17 protein-coding genes are annotated in these 18,670 nt (G+C 63.9%); 6 read left to right on the plus strand and 11 right to left on the minus strand.

Features of this window, described 5'->3' with window-relative positions; genetic code table 11:
• Window positions 1–2 precede the first annotated feature (2 nt).
• Complete coding sequence (locus ACZ5TB_RS16060; protein WP_464792690.1) at window positions 3–1,724, minus strand: methylmalonyl-CoA mutase family protein; 1,722 nt, start codon at window positions 1,722–1,724, stop codon at window positions 3–5.
• A 124-nt stretch (window positions 1,725–1,848) separates the two neighbouring features.
• Between ACZ5TB_RS16060 and ACZ5TB_RS16065 the strand changes: the two genes are divergently transcribed.
• Together ACZ5TB_RS16065 and ACZ5TB_RS16070 are read left to right on the plus strand one after the other, a co-directional pair.
• Window positions 1,849–2,718 (plus strand): helix-turn-helix domain-containing protein, encoded by an 870-nt coding sequence (locus tag ACZ5TB_RS16065; protein ID WP_464780521.1) that lies wholly within the window; start codon window positions 1,849–1,851, stop codon window positions 2,716–2,718.
• Window positions 2,719–2,893: 175 nt separating this feature from the next.
• A complete protein-coding gene (locus ACZ5TB_RS16070; RefSeq protein ID WP_464792691.1) occupies window positions 2,894–3,751 on the plus strand; it encodes a helix-turn-helix transcriptional regulator in 858 nt (285 codons plus the stop codon).
• 41 nt (window positions 3,752–3,792) lie between these two features.
• On the opposite strand, the gene ACZ5TB_RS16075 is transcribed toward ACZ5TB_RS16070, so the two are convergent.
• The 10 genes from ACZ5TB_RS16075 to ACZ5TB_RS16120 all read right to left on the minus strand — a co-directional run bounded on the left by ACZ5TB_RS16075 (window position 3,793) and on the right by ACZ5TB_RS16120 (window position 14,096).
• On the minus strand, window positions 3,793–5,010 hold the full coding sequence (locus tag ACZ5TB_RS16075; protein ID WP_464792692.1) for a cytochrome P450: 1,218 nt from the start codon (window positions 5,008–5,010) through the stop codon (window positions 3,793–3,795).
• Window positions 5,007–5,213: a ferredoxin gene (locus tag ACZ5TB_RS16080; RefSeq protein WP_464792693.1), complete on the minus strand. Its 207-nt coding sequence runs from the start codon at window positions 5,211–5,213 to the stop codon at window positions 5,007–5,009. Before ACZ5TB_RS16080 ends, ACZ5TB_RS16075 begins: the two co-directional genes overlap by 4 nt.
• A gap of 128 nt (window positions 5,214–5,341) precedes the next feature.
• Window positions 5,342–6,178 carry a TIM barrel protein gene (locus ACZ5TB_RS16085; protein ID WP_464792694.1) on the minus strand — a complete coding sequence of 279 codons (837 nt, stop codon included), beginning with the start codon at window positions 6,176–6,178 and terminating at the stop codon, window positions 5,342–5,344.
• The gene (locus ACZ5TB_RS16090; protein WP_464792695.1) at window positions 6,175–7,215 is read right to left on the minus strand and encodes an alpha/beta fold hydrolase; all 1,041 of its coding nucleotides are present in this window, start codon (window positions 7,213–7,215) and stop codon (window positions 6,175–6,177) included. Before ACZ5TB_RS16090 ends, ACZ5TB_RS16085 begins: the two co-directional genes overlap by 4 nt.
• Window positions 7,212–8,309: a phosphotransferase family protein gene (locus ACZ5TB_RS16095; protein WP_464792696.1), complete on the minus strand. Its 1,098-nt coding sequence runs from the start codon at window positions 8,307–8,309 to the stop codon at window positions 7,212–7,214. Before ACZ5TB_RS16095 ends, ACZ5TB_RS16090 begins: the two co-directional genes overlap by 4 nt.
• Window positions 8,248–9,450, minus strand: coding sequence for an acyl-CoA dehydrogenase family protein (locus ACZ5TB_RS16100; RefSeq protein ID WP_464792697.1), 1,203 nt, complete (start codon window positions 9,448–9,450; stop codon window positions 8,248–8,250). Before ACZ5TB_RS16100 ends, ACZ5TB_RS16095 begins: the two co-directional genes overlap by 62 nt.
• Complete coding sequence (locus ACZ5TB_RS16105) at window positions 9,447–11,531, minus strand: 3-hydroxyacyl-CoA dehydrogenase NAD-binding domain-containing protein (protein WP_464792698.1); 2,085 nt, start codon at window positions 11,529–11,531, stop codon at window positions 9,447–9,449. The genes ACZ5TB_RS16100 and ACZ5TB_RS16105 overlap by 4 nt, the downstream gene beginning before the upstream one ends.
• Window positions 11,532–11,545: 14 nt before the next feature.
• Window positions 11,546–12,532, minus strand: coding sequence for an NADPH:quinone oxidoreductase family protein (locus tag ACZ5TB_RS16110; RefSeq protein ID WP_464792699.1), 987 nt, complete (start codon window positions 12,530–12,532; stop codon window positions 11,546–11,548).
• A 108-nt stretch (window positions 12,533–12,640) separates the two neighbouring features.
• Window positions 12,641–13,561 (minus strand): LysR substrate-binding domain-containing protein, encoded by a 921-nt coding sequence (locus ACZ5TB_RS16115; protein ID WP_464792700.1) that lies wholly within the window; start codon window positions 13,559–13,561, stop codon window positions 12,641–12,643.
• 16 nt (window positions 13,562–13,577) lie between these two features.
• Entirely contained in the window at window positions 13,578–14,096 is a 519-nt protein-coding gene (locus tag ACZ5TB_RS16120; protein ID WP_464792701.1) for an SRPBCC domain-containing protein, read from the minus strand.
• A 291-nt stretch (window positions 14,097–14,387) separates the two neighbouring features.
• Between ACZ5TB_RS16120 and ACZ5TB_RS16125 the strand changes: the two genes are divergently transcribed.
• From ACZ5TB_RS16125 to ACZ5TB_RS16140, 4 genes are read left to right on the plus strand one after another with little or no spacing between them, the layout of a single operon-like run.
• Entirely contained in the window at window positions 14,388–15,980 is a 1,593-nt protein-coding gene (locus tag ACZ5TB_RS16125; protein ID WP_464792702.1) for a GMC family oxidoreductase, read from the plus strand.
• A 34-nt stretch (window positions 15,981–16,014) separates the two neighbouring features.
• Complete coding sequence (locus ACZ5TB_RS16130; RefSeq protein WP_464792703.1) at window positions 16,015–16,959, plus strand: SDR family NAD(P)-dependent oxidoreductase; 945 nt, start codon at window positions 16,015–16,017, stop codon at window positions 16,957–16,959.
• A 28-nt stretch (window positions 16,960–16,987) separates the two neighbouring features.
• Window positions 16,988–17,782 carry a glucose 1-dehydrogenase gene (locus ACZ5TB_RS16135; RefSeq protein ID WP_464792704.1) on the plus strand — a complete coding sequence of 265 codons (795 nt, stop codon included), beginning with the start codon at window positions 16,988–16,990 and terminating at the stop codon, window positions 17,780–17,782.
• A gap of 30 nt (window positions 17,783–17,812) precedes the next feature.
• Window positions 17,813–18,667, plus strand: coding sequence for an SDR family NAD(P)-dependent oxidoreductase (locus tag ACZ5TB_RS16140; RefSeq protein ID WP_464792705.1), 855 nt, complete (start codon window positions 17,813–17,815; stop codon window positions 18,665–18,667).
• The last annotated feature ends 3 nt before the right edge of the window (window positions 18,668–18,670 follow it).

Below are 18,670 nucleotides of genomic sequence, written 5' to 3' on the forward strand. Positions count from 1 at the left end.
GATCAAATCCCCATCAGCTGGCTGTCGGCGCTGTGAACGCCGAAGACGTCGCGCATCGCGTTGCAGATTTCGCCATGCGTGGCGTAGAGCTTTACCGCTTCGAGGCAGGGCGGGACCATGTTCGCGCCGGTGCGGGCGGCTTCGCGGACTTTTTCCAGCGCGGCAGCGACGGCGGGCTGATCGCGACGGGCGCGCAGGTCGCGGACCTTGCGGATCTGCTGCTCCTCCATCGCGTCATCGAGGCGGAAGATTTCGATTTCGCGTTCTTCATCCTCGCGGGTGAGGTGGTTGACCCCGACCCATTTGCGGCGGCCTTCCTCGACATCCTTGTTGCGCTCATATTGTTCGCGGCCGAGCGCGCGCTGGATGTAGCCGGTCTCGATGGCCTTAAGTGCGCCGCCCATCGCGAAGATCTTGTCCATCTGGGCGAAGGCGGCGTCCTCCATCTGCTTGGTCAGGGTCTCGACATAATAGGAGCCTGCCAGCGGATCGATCGTTTCGGCGACGCCGGTTTCATGGGCAACGATATGCTGGATCGCCGCGCCGACGCGGATGGCGTTTTCGGCTGGCAGGGCGTGGGCTTCGTCGTAGAGGGGGGTGGTCATCGCCTCCCCTGCCCCGCCCAGCGCGCAGGCGGTCGCCATGATGCCGAGGCGGGCGATGTTGTTGAGCGGCTGCTGGAGCGTCAGCGCGATGGTGGTGGGCGAGGTCATCATGCGGATCTTCAGCGCGTCGGGCTTGCTCGCGCCGTAACGCTCCTTCATCAGCCGCGCCCAGCATTTGCGGAAGGCGCGCAGCTTGCAGACGCCTTCGAAGAAATCCATGTCCACATTGACGACGAAGTGATTGATGTAGGGCGCGACCGTGTCGATATCGAGCCCGCGTTCCAGCACCGCGTCGATATGGGCGCAGGCGATGGCGAGCGAATAGGCGATCTCCTGCACCGGGTTCGCCTTGGCGGGCTGGAGCTGGGCCGAGATGATCGAGATGGGCGCCCAATTGGGATGGTTGCGGATGATATATTCGATGCAGTCGGTGGCGATGCGCAATCCATGTTCAGGCGGATATATGTAGCGGCCGACGCAGGTATATTCGATCAGGATGCCGTTCACGATGTGAAGGACGAAGTCTTTCGGGTCGACGCCTTTCTTCTCCAGCGCGGCGATGATCATGGCGAGGTTGACCGGCTGCGGCGCGTTGCAGACGCTCATCAGATATTTGAGCTTGTCGAAGGGGAGGTCGAAGGCTTTTTCGAGGTCTTCGAGACTGTCGAGCGCCATGCCAGCGCGGCCGACTTCGCCCTCCACGATGGGATCGTCGCTGTCATAGCCGTTGGTGGTGGCGAGGTCATATTCGAGGATGAGGCCGGAGAGGCCCTGATCCAGCATGTAGCGGGCGCGCTTTGCCCAATCCTCGCCTTTGCCGAAGCCGGTGACCTGGGTCATCGTCCAGAAATCGGAGCGATGGCCGTTGGGGCGGGTTGAGCGGGTGTAGGGATATTCGCCGGGGAAGCCGAGGTCCGCCATATAGTCGAAGCCGACCGCATCGAGGTCGGCGGGTGTATAGAGCGGCTTGATCGGCCATTTAAGCGCCTGCGTCACGAAGGGATCGCGGCGTTCCGGGCGCCCTTCGATGGCGGGACCACGCGTTTCCTGCCGCCAGCGCGTTTCTTCCTGAGCGATGGCGTCCGTTGCGGGCGCAATGGGTCCGGTCGGACGATTCATGCGGGCACTCTCCTTGGCCTATTGCTATCCGGCGCCGAAGGGCTGGCTCAAGGATCGTCGAAGCCGATGCGCATGATTGTCGCATGATCTCGTAATTTTCATCGCTATATGATAAGCGCGGGGCATGGATGCCATTTCGATCCGGCAGGCGCGGCAGCGCGCCGATCTCGTGCGCGGGTCGCTGAGGGTCGATGGCGCCGTGGTGGAGATATGCGCTTTTCCCGAAGTGCGCGAAGAAACGGTCCAGATGATCGAACCGCAGTCGGTCCTGATGCTGGGCCTATCGCGACTGCTGACCGGGTCGGAGGGACGAAAGGCAGGCGACCCGCGCCGCCCGTTCGCGCGCATGGGGGCGCTGGCACTGCGTCCGGCTGGCGTGCCGATGGAGTTTCATGTCGCGCAAGGCGCGTTCGACACCATCCGCGTCCGCTTCGATGACCAGCGGATTGCCCCGGCGCTGGCGGCGATCAGTTTTGATGATGCGACGCTGAGCGCCTGTTTCGACATGCATGCGCCGTCGATCGAAGAGGCGATGCTGCGGCTGGCGGCGGAGGTTGAGCATCCCGGACGTGACAGCGCGGATATTGGGGAGGCGCTGGTGTCGCTGATCCTGCTCGATTTGCGGCGGTTCCTTGCGCAGGCGACGGAGCGCGCGGGGCGGCGGCGGGGCGGGCTATCCGCGCGGGCGCTGCGGGTGGCGCTGGCGATGATTGATGCGCCCGGCCCTGCCCCGTCGATCGATGCGATGGCGGAGCGGTGTGGGATCAGCAGGGATCATTTTATCCGCTGCTTTCACCAGACGACGGGGATCAGTCCGGGTGCGGCGATCCGGCGGCGGAGGATCGATCGGGCTAAGGCGATGCTGACGGAGGATAAGGGATCGATTGAGGAGGTTGCGCGGGCGTTGGGCTATGCGGGGGCGCCGTCTTTTTGCGCTGCGTTCAGGCGCGAGACGGGGCGGCCGCCTGGGGCTTGGCGGGCGTTGATGCGGTAGGGGTAAGATACCCCTACCCCCGTTCGGGCTGAGCTAGTCGAAGCCCTTCACTTCCCCTCTGACGTGAAGCCTATGAAGAAGTAGAGCCCTTCGACAAGCTCAGGGCGAACGGAGGAAAAGTGGTCTTGAACGGATGGTTCAAACCGGGAAAGAGACGTTCTAAGGACCAAGATCAATGAGCGAAATCGACTTCACCGCCACAGTCATCGAATCCTGCCCGGTGTCGGGCGGGCGGTTCGAGTTGGTGGAATGGCACTGGCCGGACATGGTGAGTTTTGAGCAGACGCAGCAGCAGTTGATGCTGGAAATGTCCCTCCCCCCGATGGCAGCCGATGCATCGGCCTATTTCCCCGACATTGATCCCGATCGCCGCTGCTTCATGGGGGCATTGTTCGTCCGTCATCCGGGCATCGCCATCGGCGGCCGATCGGAAGGCAGGCAAATTCGCGTGGTACGATGCGTGTTCGATGAGCGGCATGGCGCGGCGATCATCGGGGCGGGTGCGCCTTCGCTGCCTTTCCTGCAAGGGCTGCTGAATATCCGTAACGACGCGCTGCGTAGCCTGATGCGGCTTGCTCATCGGGAGCTCATCAATCCGGTGGATCGTTCGGACGAGGCCATGGAAGCGTTATTCCAGCTCGTGCGGATAGAATTGGGCCGCGTGTTCCATCAGGCGGCGGGTGCGGCGACGGCAAGCCGTCTCGCTCCCTGGCAGTTCCGCCGTATTCGCGAACGGATAGAGGCAGGCGCGCCCATGCCCGGCGTTGCCGAACTTGCCGCCTTGTGCGGGATCAGCACACGGCATCTGCACCGGCAGTTCCTGGCGCTGACCGGCAAGACGATTTCAGACTATATCGAAACCTACCGCATCGAGCAGTCGAAGCTGCTGCTGGCGCGTGGCGACGTGCCGATGAAGCAGGTGGCCGAGCAAGCCGGATTTTCCCACGGCAACAGCTTTGCGCGCGCCTTTCGCCGTGCAACGGGATTGTCGCCGCGCGAATATCGGCAGCGGTCGGCGGCTTTGATGGAGTGAGGGGCGCGGAGGGCTTGTGCGATGCCCCCCGCGCCTTGTCGTCACCAGCGCAATTTGAGCGAGGTGAAGCCCATGACCGGGCCGCCAAAGACGGACTCCGCGTCCTGATCGGGATCGAGTTCGAAATCGGGAATTTGCCGCAGCCATTCCTGTAGCGAGATCATGATTTCCCGCTTGGCGAGGTGCGATCCGATGCAGCGATGCGGTCCGAGGCCGAAGGTGACATGGTTATTGACCTTGCGATCGAGGTCGATCGTCTGCGGGTCGTTGAACATTCTCGGGTCGCGATTGGCCACTGTGTTAGGCAGGACGACGCGGTCGTTGCGGCGGAACTGCACACCCTTGAACTCGCAATCATGGGTGACGCGGCGGTAAATGTTTGAGACCGCGTTGATCCGCATCAGTTCCTCGATCGCGAGGAGGAATGCGGATGGATCGTCCAGCCTGTCGCGAAACTTCTGCCGCGCGTCCGGTGATGTCGCGAGGTAGCGCCAGACATAGGTCATGGTGTTGGTAACCGTGTCGAGCCCCGCGACGAAGAGCAGGAAGCCGCAGTTGATGATGTCGGTCCAGGGGAAGGGATTGCCGTCCGCGTCGCGCGACTGCACGACGGTAGAGGCGATATCCGTGCCCGGATTGAGCTCTTTCTCGCGGAAGAGTTCCTCCAGCACATCGAAGATTTCCAGCAGGTTCGCGGCGCGAATGTCCGGGTCGGTGCTGCGGAAGAAGGTGTCGGAGATGCGCAGGAATTCGGGCAGGCGCTCTTCCGGCAGGCCGAACAGTTCAAGGAAGGTGCCGGTCGGGAATTTGGCTGCATAATCCTTGACGAAATCGCAGCCGCCGTTCCCGGCGAAACCAGAGATGAGCCTTTCGGCGCGGCTATGCAGTCCGTCCGTCATCCGGCGGACGGCAAGCGGGGTGAACATGGGGGCCAGCAATTTGCGGAACACGTCATGCTGTGGCGGATCGACGCCGTTGGGCTGAAGAATTGGATAGGGTTCGAGCGGGGGAATCTGCGCCTTGTGCGTCGAGAAAATCTCGTGATTGCGATAGGCTTCGGCAATGTCGGCGTAGCGCAGGAACACCCAATGACCGCCATTGCGCGGCGTGTAGAAGATGGGCGGCGCACCTTTTTGGATAAGGCCGTGCCAGATTTGCACCGGATCGGACACGTCGGCGGGCATGTCGAAGAAGTCGAAATCGCGGATCAGGTCTTCAGGGACATGGGTTGGCGCGGCGGGGAAATAGGTGACCGTCATGCCGCGTTCCCCTTCGCGATGCGGAGTGCGCCTTCAGGGCAATTGCGCACCGCGAGCCGCACCTTATCCTCCAGTTCAGGCGGAAATTCGGGGTTTTCGATCACGACCTTGCCCTCCACCGCATCGGTCGAAAACACTTCCGGGCACAGGTCTTCGCATCGGGCATGCCCCTGACATAGGGCAAGATTGGCAACCACTCTCATCGGGCAGACTCTCCTGATCACTCTTTGCGGCCTTTTACCAAAGAGGTGAGCCAGGGCCTATCAAGGGCTGTGAGCAGGATCAGTCATTAGGAACAGATCAGGACATTGGCGCCGGTTGCAGTCGCCGGTCAGAGGATAGCCATCGCCTTCAAGCGGGTGAGCATCTGCGTTTCGCCAGTCGCAGTCGCGTCCGCTGGTTCAAACTCCAGCTCGATCATGCCGCGATAGTGCTGATGCTCAATCTGGCGAAGGATTGCGGGCCAGTCCAGTTCGCCAAGGCCGGGATCGACGCGGCCGGGGATGTCGGCGAACTGGATAAGGCCGGTTTCTGAAACGCAGGACGCGAAGGCGGCGGGTACGTCATGGCCCATCATCGCGACATGGCCGGTGTCGAACAGCAGGCGGACGGATGGCATGGCAACGGCGCGCACCATCTCCACGGCATCCTCCAGCCGGTCGAGCAGGAGGCCGGAAATGCGGCTGGGCGCGATGGGTTCGACGAGCAGCGTCAGGCCGCCGCGCGCCGCCTGTTCAGCGTGGCGCTTCAGATTTTCGGTCATTGCGGCGAGTTGTGCCGGGCGCGGGCGCTGCTCGTCGAGGCCAGCGACGCACACCGCGCCGCCGCCGCCGAAACGGGCGACCAGTTCGATACTGTCGGCCACGCTGGCGCGCAGGGCGTCGCGGCCAGCCTCATCCTGTGTGCTCCAGAGCGGCTTGTTCCAGTGCATGGGGTCGCCGCCGAAGCTAGAGAGGGCGAGGCCGCGAGCGGACATTCGTTGGGCCATGGCGGCTTGCTCGGCTGGCGGGCGGAGCTTCAGGAACAGGTCCTGCACGCCGCGAAAGCCATGGTCGGCGAGCGCGTCGAGCTGGTCGAGCGGGCTGGTGGAGCGGGCAAGATGGGCGAGCATCGGCCGGTCGGGGGAACTGAGGCCGAGATGACCGCCGATGGGCCAGCGGGTGGTCATCGCGTCACCGAGCGGGCGAAGTCGAGCAGCGCCTTGTTGAACGCAGCGGGCTGTTCCTGTTGCACGAAATGGCCTGCCTCCGGGACCGCGATGATGTCGCGCAGGCCCGGCACGCGTTGGCGCATCCGCGCTTCCCAATCGGTGAAGAAGCCGAAGGATGGGTCTTTTTCGCCATAGAGGAACAGGGTGGGCGTTTCGACATCATGGTCGGCCCATTTCTCGCCGATGCGCCAGTTTGCATCAGCGGTGCGATAGCTGTTGAGGCCGCCGATGAAGCGCAGCATCGGGTCGGCGGCGACATATTCGCTGACGAAGCGGTCGAACTCTGTCTGGGAGAGCCAGGGCCAGGGGAGCGGTGGTGCGGGTGGCAGGACGTCTAGATAACCGCTGCCTACTGATGAGACCGTTTTCCAGCTCCAGAGATCGCCTTCTGATGAGAGGGCGTAGAAGAGGCGGGCGAGGAATTCGGGGGCTCGGTCAGCGAGTTCGCGCTCGGCGGGGCCTGCTTCCATGAAATAGTGGAAGTGGACGAAATGCTCGGCGGCCATGGCGGCGAAGCGTTCGCTGGGGAGGCGGTCGGGCGAGGATGCCTCTGGCCGGGCGGGCTCGTCGGCTGGGAGGCGTGGGGCGCTGCCGAGCATGGCGCGTCCGGCCATGTCATAGTCATAGGGGATGGTGGCGATGAGGCCCGCCACGCGTTCGGGCGCGCGGACGGCGAGGTTCCAGGCATATTGGGCGCCGAAATCCTGGCCGACGATGACCGCCTTGTCCGCCTTATAATGGTCGAGCAGGGCGATGAGATAGGCCTGCATATGGTCGGCATCATAGGCGGCGGGATCGGTGGGGCGGTCGCTGCCGCCATAGCCGAGGCTGTCGATGGCGACGGCGCGGAAGCCTGCCTGCGCGAGTGGTTCCATCTGGTGCCGCCAGGACCAGGCGAGGCCGGGGAAGCCGTGGATCATGAGGACCAGCGGCCCCTCCCCCTGCTCCATAGCGCGGAGGTGATAGCCGCCTACGTCGATCCGTTTTTCTGTCATAGATGCGCGTCCTCTTCCCCGCAGGCGATGCGCCAGGCGAGGCTTGCTATTTCTCCGGCTCGGGCGCCGTGGATGGCGGCGGCTTCGCTGGACGCATTGCCGCTGATCGCACGATGATAGACGCCCTGGCGGATGGCGGCGTTGCGGAACATGGCGAAGGCGAGGGCGTAGCGCCAATGGGCAGGGTCGATCCGGCCTGCGCCGCTGCGTTCTGCGTAACGCTGGAGATAGGCGGCTTCGGACGGGATGCCGAGGGTGGGGAGGTCTGCGTCGGACAGACCGCGATAGCCTTCCTTGGGGACGCGCCAGGCCATCAGGTGCTGGGCTAGGTCGGCGAGGGGGTGGCCGAGGGTTGAGAGCTCCCAGTCTAGGACGGCGATGATGCGGGGTTCGGCGGGGGCGAAGATCATATTGTCGTTGCGATAGTCGCCGTGGACGATGCGGCTGGCTTCCAGGCCGGGGTCGTTGGCGGGGAGCCAATCGATTAGCTGCTCCATCGCATCGATCCGCTGGGTCTGGGTGGCGCGATATTGTTTGGTCCAGCGGGCGACCTGACGGGCGAAATAATTGCCGGGCTTGCCATAGTCGGTGAGGCCGACCTGCACCGGGTCGATGGCGTGAAGGGCGGCGAGGACGCGGTTCATTTCGTCATAGATCGCGGCGCGCTCGGGGGGCGTCAGGTCCGGCAGTCGGGCGTCCCAGAAGTTGCGGCCTTGCGCATAGGCCATGATGAAGAAGGGCGTGCCGACGATGCTGGCGTCCTCGCATAGGGCGAGCGGGCGAGCGACGGGGACGGCGCTGTCCTTCAGGGCATCGGTGACGCGATATTCGCGCTCGATTGCATGGGCGGAGGGGAGCAGCACGCCATCGGGCTTGCGGCGCAGGACGAAGCGCGGTTCGCCGTCCACCGAAAGGAGATAGGTGGGGTTGGACTGGCCGCCTGCGAATTTTTCCGCTCCGATTTCGCCCTGCGCGCCCGGCACATAGGCGTGGAGCCATGGGCCGAGCCGACTGGTGTCGAGCGTGCGGACGTCAGTCATATTTGGCGAGTTCGAGGCGGCCGAGCTGGTGGCGGTGCACCTCGTCCGGGCCATCGGCGAAGCGGATCTTGCGGGCGTGGGCGTAGTAGCTCGCGAGAAAGAAATCCTGGCTGATGCCCGCCGCGCCATGCGCTTGGATCGCCCAGTCGATGACCTGGCAGGCCATGTTGGGGGCGGCGACCTTGATCATCGCGATGTCGGCTTTCGCCACCTTGTTGCCGACCGTGTCCATGCGATGCGCGGCGTGGAGGGTCAGTAGTCGCGCCTGATCGATCATGATGCGCGAATTGGCGATGCGTTCGATGATGACGCCCTGTTCGGCGAGCGGCTTGCCGAAAGCGACGCGGCTCTTCACGCGGCGGCACATGGCTTCCAGCGCGCGTTCGGCCATGCCGATCATGCGCATGCAGTGATGGATGCGGCCGGGGCCGAGGCGGGCCTGCGCGATCTCGAAGCCGCGTCCTTCGCCGAGCAGCATGTTGGACGCGGGCACGCGGACATTCTCGAACAGGATTTCCATGTGGCCATGCGGCGCGTCGTCATAGCCGAGCACGGTCATCGGGCGCAGCACGGTGATGCCGGGCGTGTCGCGTGGGACCAGGATCATCGACTGCTGCTTATGCTTGGGCGCGGTCGGATCGGTCTTGCCCATGAAGATCATGAGCGCGCAGTCCGCCTCGCCCATGCCGGAAATCCACCATTTGCGGCCGTTGATGACATAGTCATCACCATCGCGGACGATCGAGCTTTCGATATTGGTCGCGTCGGAGGAGGCCACCTGCGGCTCGGTCATGGCGAAGGCGGAGCGCATTTCGCCCGCCAGCATGGGCTCCAGCCAGCGCGCCTTATGCTCGGCGGTGCCGAAGCGTTCGAGCGTTTCCATATTACCGGTGTCGGGCGCGGCGCAGTTGAACACGGCGGGGCACCAGTGGACGCGGCCCATTTCCTCGCAGAGTGGGGCGTATTCGAGGTTGGTGAGCCCGGCGCCGTGGGTGCTTTCGGGCAGGAACAGGTTCCAGAGGCCTGCTTCCCTCGCCAATGGTTTGAGCCGGTCGATCAGGGTGACGTGCGCCCAGCGGTCGCCGGTCGCCACCTCCTCATAATAGGCCTTCTCATGGGGATAGATGTGCGCGTCCATGAAGGTGCGCAGGCGGGCGAGCAGGTCCGCAGTCTTCGCGTTAGGCTCATAGCTCATGCGTAGAAGCCCCTGCCCTCGCGCGCATATTGCTCCAGCAGCGGCGCTGGGGTCCAATAGGCGTCGCCCTGTTCGGCGCGGAATTTCTCGATGGTGGCGAGCAGCTTGTCGAGGCCGATCTGGTCGGCCCAATGCATGGGACCGCCGGTATAAGCAGGCCAGCCAAGGCCGTTCACCAGCGCTACGTCGATTTCGTGCGGGCGCGGTACGATGCCTTCGCTCAGCAGCTTGGCGCCTTCATTGACCATGGCGTAGAGCAGGCGTTCGCGGATTTCGTCCTCGCCGATTTCTCGGAGTTTGAGGCCGTGGCGTTCAGCATGGGCCGCGATCATCTCGTCGGTCAGCGGGTTGGCGCTGGCCTTGCGGTTTTCGTCATAGCTGTACCAGCCGGAGCCGGTCTTTTGGCCGAGGCGTCCGGCGGCGACCATCTGTTCGGGGAAGTCGGCGCGCAATTCGCGCTCCGTCGCGGTGGCGGCGCGGGCCTTGCGGGCGGCGGCCTGAACGTCCAGCCCCGCAAGGTCGCCCAGCGCGAACGGACCCATGGGGAAGCCGTAGGACAGCAGCACCTTGTCGATGGCGGCGGGCTTGGCGCCCTCCTCCACCAGGAAGAAGCCTTCGCGTGAGCGCTTGGAGAGCATGCGGTTGACGATGAAACCATCGCATACGCCCGACAGGACCGGCAATTTTCCGATGCGTTTGCCGAGCGCCATGATCGTCGCGACGACTTCGGGGTCCGTCTTTGCGGCGCGGACATTTTCCAGCAGGCGCATGACATTGGCGGGGTTGAAGAAGTGCATGCCGCAGACATCTTCGGGCCGCCCCGATGCTTCGGCCAGCGTGTCGATGTTGAGGAAGCTGGTGTTGGAGGCAAGGATCGTCCCGGCGGGCGTCACCTCACCCAATTTCGCGAACACGGCCTTTTTGGTTTCCAGGTCTTCTGTCACCGCCTCGATCACCAATTGCGTGGGCGACAGGTCGCGGGGATCGTCGCTGGTGGTGATGAGGGCGAGGCGCTTGTCCATCGTCTCCTGCGACATGCTGCCCTTGGCGACGGAGGAGGACCACATTTTGGTGATGGCTCTCATCGCGGCGTCGATGTTTGGTTGATCAAGGCCGACGGCGATGACGGGGATGCCGACGCTGACGACCGCCATGACGATGCCGCGTCCCATGACGCCAAGGCCGATGACGCCCACCCGCTCGATGTTACGGGTCAGGGTGTCGGGCGAAAGGCCGGGGATGCGGGCGACTTCGCGTTCGGCGGCGAAGAGGTGGCGCAGCGCCTTGGACTGCGACCCGTTCATGCATTCGCGGAAGATGGCGAGTTCCTGTTTGACCGCCTCGTCGAAGGGCAGTTCATAGCCTAGGCGCATGGCTTCGAGCGCGCGCAGGGGTGCGGTTTGGCCACGCATCCTCTTGGCGACGGTTTTGCGGGCTTCTTCGAACAGGGCCGGATCATCGGCGGGCATGGGGAGCGTGGAGGAGCTGCGCGCGCCCTTCCCTTCCGCGACCAGCTTTTCCGCGAAGCTGCGGGCTTCGGCTGTGAGGTCGCCGCCTGTCGCTACGGCATCGATGAGGTTGGACTTCAGCGCGTCATCCGTGCCGATCTGATTGCCTTCGGTCACCAGCTTGATTGCGGTGGCAAGGCCAGCGAGGCGCGGCGTCCGCTGCGTGCCGCCGCCGCCGGGCATGAGGCCGAGCTTCACTTCGGGAAAGCCGAATTTGGTGCCCGGCGCGGCGATGCGGTAATGGCAGGCGAGCGCGACTTCGAGGCCGCCGCCCAGCACCGTACCATGGACGGCGGCGATGATCGGCTTGGTCGAATGGTCCATCATTTCCATGACCAGCGGCAGGCCCGGATCGGCCATGGGCTTGCCAAATTCCTTGATGTCCGCGCCCGCGATGAAGGTCTTGCCTTCGCAACGGATGACGAGCGCGTGGAGGGCGGGATCGGACTCCAGCTTGCGGATGGCTTCGGCAAGGCCCTGCCGCACGCTGGCAGAGGTGGCGTTGACCGGGGGATTGTCGATCACCGCCTCGGCGATCGCGCCGTGGGTGTGGAAGCTGACTGTTTGCGACATGAGGGATTTCCTGTTCAGGACGCGGTCTGGAGGGTCAGGAGCACCTTGCCCTTCACTTTGCGTTTTTCGAGATGCTGGAGCGCGGCCACTGCGTCGGGCAGGGCGAAGCGCGTGTCGATGACGGGCTTCAATGCGCCTTCGGCCAGCCAGGCGAGCAGTTGACGCATGTTTTCGCCCTGCCCGACCGGATCGGCGCGGACGCTGTTGCCCCAGAGGACGCCGACTGCCGACGCGCTTTTCAGCAGCAGAAGATTGGCGGGGATGGAGGGGATTTCGCCCCCGGCAAAACCGATGATCAGCAGGCGGCCGCCCCAGGCGAGGCTTTTGACCGCCGTCAGGTTCATGGGGCCGCCGACCGGATCATAGACGACATCGACGCCCTTCCCATCGGTCAGCTGCTTGATGCGTTCGCGCAAATCCTCCTGCGCATAGTCGATGAGTTCGTCCGCGCCCTGCGCTTTCGCCAGAGCCAGCTTTTCGGGGCTGGAGGCGGCGGCGATCACGCGCGCGCCCATATGTTTGCCCAGTTCGACGGCGGTGAGGCCAACGCCACCGCCCGCGCCAAGGACCAGCAGCGTTTCGCCGGGCTTCAACTGCGCGCGGTCCTTCAACGCGTGATAGGATGTGCCATAGGTGATGGAGATGCCCGCCGCGACTTCCAGATCGACGCTATCGGGCACCGGCCAGACCTGCGTCGCGGGGACGCGCACCTGCTCGGCAAAAGCGCCGCTGCCGGTGAAGGCGATGACGCGGTCTCCGGCAGTGAAGCCTGTTACATCAGGTCCAACGGCGGCGATGCGCCCCGCTGCTTCACTGCCGGGGACGAACGGCAGGGCTGGCTTTGTCTGATATTTGCCCTGCACGATCAGCACGTCGGGGTAGTTTACCCCGGCGGCCGCCACGTCGATCACCACTTCCCCCGGCCCTGCTTGTGGCTCGGGGAAATCGCCATGTTGCAACTTTTCGACCGGCGCGAACGCGCTGCAGACCATGGCCTTCACATCACTCTCCTTGAACACACCTACCGGGCGTGCGCGGCCAGATTAGGCCTTTGGACGCGATGCTACCATTTCGTAATTCCGACGCATGACATCAGAAAAACTGATGGATCAGGGAGAGGATGGCCGATTTTCCTGATCCGGCAGTTTATTGCCCCACTGGCGGGCGAATTGATGGAAAGCGCGGCAGGCATGGGGCTGTTGCGTGTCGCGGCGGCTGACCAGACTGACGATGCGGGTGAAGTCGAGTTCGGGGACGGCCAGTTCGACCAGTTCCCCGCGCGCCAGCTCGTCGGCCACCGTCAGGCTGGAAAGGCAGGCGAGCACTGCGCCGTCGCGCACGATGCGCTTGATCGCTTCGACGCTTTCGCCTTCGAACACGATGTTGAGCGAGTTCATGGATTTGAGTGTTTCGACGGTGAACGAGATGCGTTCGCTCGATAAGGTTTTTTCCAGCGCCCATGGCTGGTCCGCGAGGTCCGCGAGCGGCACCGTGGGACGGCCAGCGAGGGAGTGGTCCGGGGCGGCGCACACGACCAGCCGGTCGCGCAGCCAAGGCTCGGCCTCCAGATAGCTGCTGTTGACCGGCGCGCCGACGAAGCCGATGTCGAGCGCCATGTTGCGCACACCCTCCATCACTTCATGGGACGGCATGATGCGCATTTCGACGCGAACGCCGGGGTGCAGGCGCATGAAGGCGGCGCAAAGGCCGGGCAGCACATAATCGCCGACGGGAACCGCCGCGCCGATGCGCAACCGTCCGCGCACTTCTTCGGGCAGGGAGAGGGATTCAAGGTCCGCGACCTGGACCAAGATGCCGCGAGCCATTTCAAGGATCGGGCGGCCCCGGTCGGTCAGAGCCATGCGGCGGCCGGAGCGGGCGAACAGTTGGACGCCGAGGTGGGTTTCGAGGTCCTTGAGCGACATGCTCGCTGCCGAGGGGCTTAAGCCTATCTCGTCAGCCGCGCCCGCCACGCTGCCGGTGCGGGCGACGGCTTCGAATACCGCGATCTGGCGTAAAGTTATCCTCACCCCTTGGCAGCGGCGATCAGCTTATTTCGCTGCGGTGCATCGCTTCGGCGCGGGCCTTCAGAGCCTTGGCTGAGTCGTTGAAGGCGCGCGTCACCCATGGGCCGCAGAAACGCATGACGTGGATGCCGTTCGGGCCGGTGAAGGCGTCGGTCGATTGATAGCGGCACTTTTCGGGGCCGAGTTCCTCGATGATCTGATCGCGGCGGGCGGGATAGGGCCATGCTTCACTATCCTTCAGTTCCCAAGACAGGAGGCGGCCCGGTTCGAACGCGCAGACATATTCGCAATTGGGCGCGAGCGAGCCGGGATTGGCGTAATTGACCAGCCGCATATAGACGGGCGCGCCCATCTCAAGCGTGGATTCCGCCCAGACGCAGAAGGGATTCCATTCGCCATAACGCGGCATGTCGGTCAGGATTTTCCACACCACCATCGCGGGCGCATCGATTTCGATGGGATCGGATGCGACCAGCGTCTCGGGATCATAGAGTTTGAACGGATCGAAGCGATCAGCGGTCAGGGTTTCGGTGGACATCCTCTTCTCCTTGATATGTGCAAACCGGCCAGCGTGGCACCGCATTTTAGCGACGCGAATGCCGCAGCTTCCGCTGAATGGCGCGTTTGTTTGCGTAGACAATAGCAGCGGTCGGTCGCGGGTCAATGGCGGGCGGCCGGGCAAATCCGGCTTGACCTGCGTATCATATTGACCAATTCAGCACGCAAGACATCATATGCGACCCCGCTTGCACCGGCATATTCGGCCGAGTCCCTGCGGCGTCGGCATCGCACAGCACAACAGACGTCAGCATGACGCGCGGGAGAGATAATGGCCGATAGTTACGACTTCATCATCGCGGGCGGCGGGTCTGCGGGATGCGCATTGGCCGGGCGCCTGTCGGAAAATCCGCGCAATCGCGTGCTGCTGCTTGAGGCAGGCGGCAAGGATAAAAGCATTTTCATCCATGCGCCGGGCGGGCTGCTACCGATCATGTATCGCGGCATGTTCCAGTGGATGCATGTCAGCGTGCCGCAAGCGAACGCTGGCGGACGGCAGATGTATACGCCGCGCGGCAAGGTGCTGGGCGGCTCCTCCTCCATCAACGGCATGGTCTATGACCGGGGCGCGGCGGCGGACTATGATGGCTGGCGGCAGTTAGGGAATGAAGGGTGGAGCTATGAAGATGTGCTCCCCTATTTCAAGAAGCTGGAGGATTTCCAGCCCGGCGGCGAGGAAGGCTATCATGGCCGGGGCGGGCCGGTGCTGGTCTCGCGACCGGGCATCCACAATCCGCTGGCCAAGGCGTTCCGCGATGCTGCGGTGGCGGCGGGCGTGCCCTATAATGACGATCCCAGCGGATCGCAGCGCGAGGGCGTGGTGCCCGCCGATGTCACCGCGTCGGCCGGGCGGCGATGGAGCGCGGCGCGCGCTTATCTGACGCCTGCGCTCAAGCGGCCGAATTTGCGTGTCATCACCGGCGCCAATGTGGAGCGGGTGATCGTGGAGGACGGGCGCGCAACCGGCGTCAGCTGGCGGCGCGCGGGACAGCTTGAACAGGCGAACGCGACGCGCGAGGTTATTCTGTCGGCAGGCGCCATCCATTCGCCCTGGATATTGATGCTGTCCGGCATTGGTGACGCGGACCATCTGCGTCAGGTTGGCGCGCCGGTGGTGCATCACTTGCCCGGCGTCGGTCAGAATTACCGGGATCATGTGGCGGTCAGCGTGAAGCAATATTGCACGCAGCCGGTGTCGCTCTTCAACGTTTTCCACCCGCTGGTCGCCGCGAAGGCGGTCGCCAACTTCCTGCTGTTCCGGAAGGGGCCGCTGGCGAGTCCTCCGGCGGAGATCGGCGCTTATTTGAAGACCATGCCGGGCGCGGAATATCCCGACGTGAAGGTGCATTTCGCGATGGCCCTTTATGAGGCGATGGGGCGCAAGCTCATCATGGATCATGGCTATTTCGCGCATATCGACCTGCTGAACCCGGAAAGCGTGGGCGAGATCAAGTTGACGGGAGCGGATGCGTCCGCGCCGCTCTCGATCGATCCCAACATCCTTTCGACCGCCAACGACATGGCGATGGGCCGCGCCGCCATCCGCGCGGTGCGCAACATTTTCGCGCAGGCGCCCTTCGATCCCTTCCGGGGCGAGGAACTGGCGCCCGGCGCAAGCATCCAGTCGGATGATGAGCTGGACGCCTATCTGCGCGAGACGGCGACTTCGGACATTCACGCCGTAGGCACTTGCCGCATGGGACATGATCCGATGGCGGTCGTCGATCCCCAGCTGCGTGTCCACGGAGTGGCGGGGCTGCGCGTCGTCGATGCGTCGGTCATGCCGCGCGTGCCCGGCGGCAACACCAATGTCCCGACCATGATGGTGGCCGAAAAGGCCGCCGACATGATCTTGAAAGCCTGACGCTGTTGCGATCGGGAAGATAAAGGAGAGGCCGATGTCTGATCTGCGTTTCGACGATAAGGTGGCGATCGTCACGGGTGCGGGAGGCGGCTTGGGCAAGGCCTATGCCGCCCTGCTCGCCGCGCGCGGGGCCAAGGTGCTGGTCAACGACCTTGGCGGCAATTTTCAGGGCGAGGGCAGCGATCAGGGCTATGCCGACGCCGCCGCCCGCGAAATCCGCGACGCTGGCGGGATCGCAGAGGCCAATGGCGACAGTGTCGCGACATCGGCGGGTGCGGAGGCGATCGTGCAGGACGCGCTGACGCGATGGGGCCGCGTCGACATATTGGTCAACAATGCGGGCATCGTCAGTGCATCGGGTATATTGTCGACGGTGACCGACGAGCAATGGGATAACGACATGGCCGTGTCGGCCAGCGGCACCTTTTACCTGTGCCGCGCGGTATGGGACGGGATGCTGGAACGCAATTTCGGGCGGATCGTCAACATCTCGTCCGGGTCATGGTTCGGCATGGGCAGTGCGGTGCCCTATCCCGCCGCCAAGGGTGCGGTGTGGGCCATGACGCGTGGCCTCGCCGCAGCGACGCAAGCGCAGGGCAAGGACGTCAAGATCAACGCCATCATGCCGATAGCGGGCAGCCGGATGACGCAGCTAATGGGACCGGAAATTCACGGCCTGATGGAACGTGACTTCCCCGCGCGGGCGGTGGCCCCCGTCGTAGCGATGCTGGCCCATGACAGCGCGCCGTGCAATGGCGAGATGTTCACGGCGGGCGGGGGCGGCTATACTCGCGTGTTCGCGGGCGTCACGCGCGGCTATCGCGCGACCGACAAGGACTGGACCCCCGAAACGGCGCTTGCACAATTCAACACAGTGATGGACACGAACGGTTTCCATATTCCGGCTGGGTCGATGGACGAAGCCGCCCTCTACACCTCGGACGTGCCTTGGAACGCGTTCAAGGCCTTTATTCAGTAAGTTTGATCAGCAAGGAAGAGCAGGAATCATGACTGGCAGGTTGCAAGATAAGGTCGCCATCGTCACCGGCGGTGCGCGTGGCATGGGCGAAGCGACGATCCGCCTGTTCGCGCGCGAGGGCGCTAAGGTGGTCATCGCCGACGTGCTGGAAGCCGAAGGCCAGGCGTTGGCCGCCGATATTGGCGATGCGGCGATGTTCCAGCGGCTCGACGTGTCGGACGAAGGCAGCTGGACCGCGCTGGTCGATGCAGTCATGGCCCGCCATGGCCGGATCGACGCGCTGGTAAACAATGCGGCCATCGTGGCTTTCGGCCCGATCGTTGACCTGACCGTCGCAGAGATCGACCGCGTTCTGGGCATCAACGTCAAGGGCACGATGCTGGGCCTGAAGCATGTCGGGGCGAAGATGTGCGCCGCCGGGCGCGGGGCCATCGTCAACATATCGTCGGTGGACGGCCTTCGCGGCGTGAACGCGGTATCGCTTTACAGCAGTTCCAAATGGGCGGTTCGCGGCTTTACCAAGAGCGCGGCGATGGAGTTCAGCCATCAGGGCGTGCGCGTCAATTCGGTTCACCCCGGCGGCGTCAACACGGCCATGGGCAACCCCAATGCGCTGGAAGGCGATGCGAAGAATTACGGCTATGAGCGCGTGCCGTTGCAGCGGATGGGCGAGCCTGAGGAAATCGCGGCCGCCACCCTATTCCTCTGTTCGGACGAGGCCAGCTACATCTGCGGCGCTGAACTTGCGGTCGATGGCGGCTGGACGGCTGGCTATTATCACCATTATCTGCCTGCTGCGCCTGCGGGATTGAGCTCTATCTAATAGCTTACTGGTTTTCGGAGAAGCATGAACATGACTGAAGAAGAAAAGGTCTTTTCGGGCGGCGTCGCCGTCATTACCGGCGCGGGCGCTGGCATCGGCATGGGCTTTGCCCGCCGCTGCGGCCAGATCGGCATGACCGTCGTCGTCACCGACATCGACAAGGGCCGCGCCGACAAGGTTGCCGCCGAGATCGTGGCAGCTGGCGGCAAGGCGGAAGCGATCCAGTTGGACGTGTCAAAGCCCGAAGCGCTCGACGCGCTGGCGCAGGACGTGTTCGACCGGCATGGCGCGGTTCGCCTGCTGATCAACAATGCGGGTATCGAGACCATCGGCAATGTCTGGGAAATCCCGACGGCGCGCTGGGAAACGACGTTGAACGTCAACATCCATGGCGTCGTGCATGGCGTCCGCGCATTCGTTCCGCACATGCTGCGCGTGGGTCAGGAAGCATGGATCGCGAATCTGGCGTCCGTTGGCTCCTTCGGCCAGATGCCGACGCAGGCGGCCTATATCATGAGCAAGCACGCCATCCAGTCGTTCAGCGAGTGCCTCTATCTGGAGATGCAGGTCGCCAAGGCACCGATCAACGTCTGCTCGATCATTCCGGGCATGCTGAAGACCAGCATCTTCGACGCCGATGCAGGCGTTGGCGAGCCGGAGAGCGCTTCGGGGCACCGTGCCACCATGGCCCATTTGATGGCCAGTTACGGCATGGATCTGGACGAAGGCTGCCGCGTGTTTGTCGAGGGCCTTGCCGCACGCAAATTCTGGATTTCGAGCCAGCCGGAAATGACCGAGCAGGCGGTCGCTGGCCGTATCGCCTTCTTCCAGGAACAGAGCAATCCCGAACTGGGCGAGCAGCAGCGCGCGCTGCTGGGTATCTGAAGC

This window comes from Sphingobium sp. TomTYG74, assembly GCF_055393875.1.

Excerpts from the sequence above, each read along its gene's own strand:
- ACZ5TB_RS16060 (WP_464792690.1), bottom strand. The coding sequence starts at position 1,724 with ATGAATCGTCCGACCGGACCCATTGCGCCCGCAACGGACGCCATCGCT.
- ACZ5TB_RS16065 (WP_464780521.1), top strand. The coding sequence starts at position 1,849 with ATGGATGCCATTTCGATCCGGCAGGCGCGGCAGCGCGCCGATCTCGTG.
- ACZ5TB_RS16070 (WP_464792691.1), top strand. The coding sequence starts at position 2,894 with ATGAGCGAAATCGACTTCACCGCCACAGTCATCGAATCCTGCCCGGTG.
- ACZ5TB_RS16075 (WP_464792692.1), bottom strand. The coding sequence starts at position 5,010 with ATGACGGTCACCTATTTCCCCGCCGCGCCAACCCATGTCCCTGAAGAC.
- ACZ5TB_RS16080 (WP_464792693.1), bottom strand. The coding sequence starts at position 5,213 with ATGAGAGTGGTTGCCAATCTTGCCCTATGTCAGGGGCATGCCCGATGC.
- ACZ5TB_RS16085 (WP_464792694.1), bottom strand. The coding sequence starts at position 6,178 with ATGACCACCCGCTGGCCCATCGGCGGTCATCTCGGCCTCAGTTCCCCC.
- ACZ5TB_RS16090 (WP_464792695.1), bottom strand. The coding sequence starts at position 7,215 with ATGACAGAAAAACGGATCGACGTAGGCGGCTATCACCTCCGCGCTATG.
- ACZ5TB_RS16095 (WP_464792696.1), bottom strand. The coding sequence starts at position 8,309 with ATGGCCCGGACGAGGTGCACCGCCACCAGCTCGGCCGCCTCGAACTCG.
- ACZ5TB_RS16100 (WP_464792697.1), bottom strand. The coding sequence starts at position 9,450 with ATGAGCTATGAGCCTAACGCGAAGACTGCGGACCTGCTCGCCCGCCTG.
- ACZ5TB_RS16105 (WP_464792698.1), bottom strand. The coding sequence starts at position 11,531 with ATGTCGCAAACAGTCAGCTTCCACACCCACGGCGCGATCGCCGAGGCG.
- ACZ5TB_RS16120 (WP_464792701.1), bottom strand. The coding sequence starts at position 14,096 with ATGTCCACCGAAACCCTGACCGCTGATCGCTTCGATCCGTTCAAACTC.
- ACZ5TB_RS16125 (WP_464792702.1), top strand. The coding sequence starts at position 14,388 with ATGGCCGATAGTTACGACTTCATCATCGCGGGCGGCGGGTCTGCGGGA.
- ACZ5TB_RS16130 (WP_464792703.1), top strand. The coding sequence starts at position 16,015 with ATGTCTGATCTGCGTTTCGACGATAAGGTGGCGATCGTCACGGGTGCG.
- ACZ5TB_RS16135 (WP_464792704.1), top strand. The coding sequence starts at position 16,988 with ATGACTGGCAGGTTGCAAGATAAGGTCGCCATCGTCACCGGCGGTGCG.
- ACZ5TB_RS16140 (WP_464792705.1), top strand. The coding sequence starts at position 17,813 with ATGACTGAAGAAGAAAAGGTCTTTTCGGGCGGCGTCGCCGTCATTACC.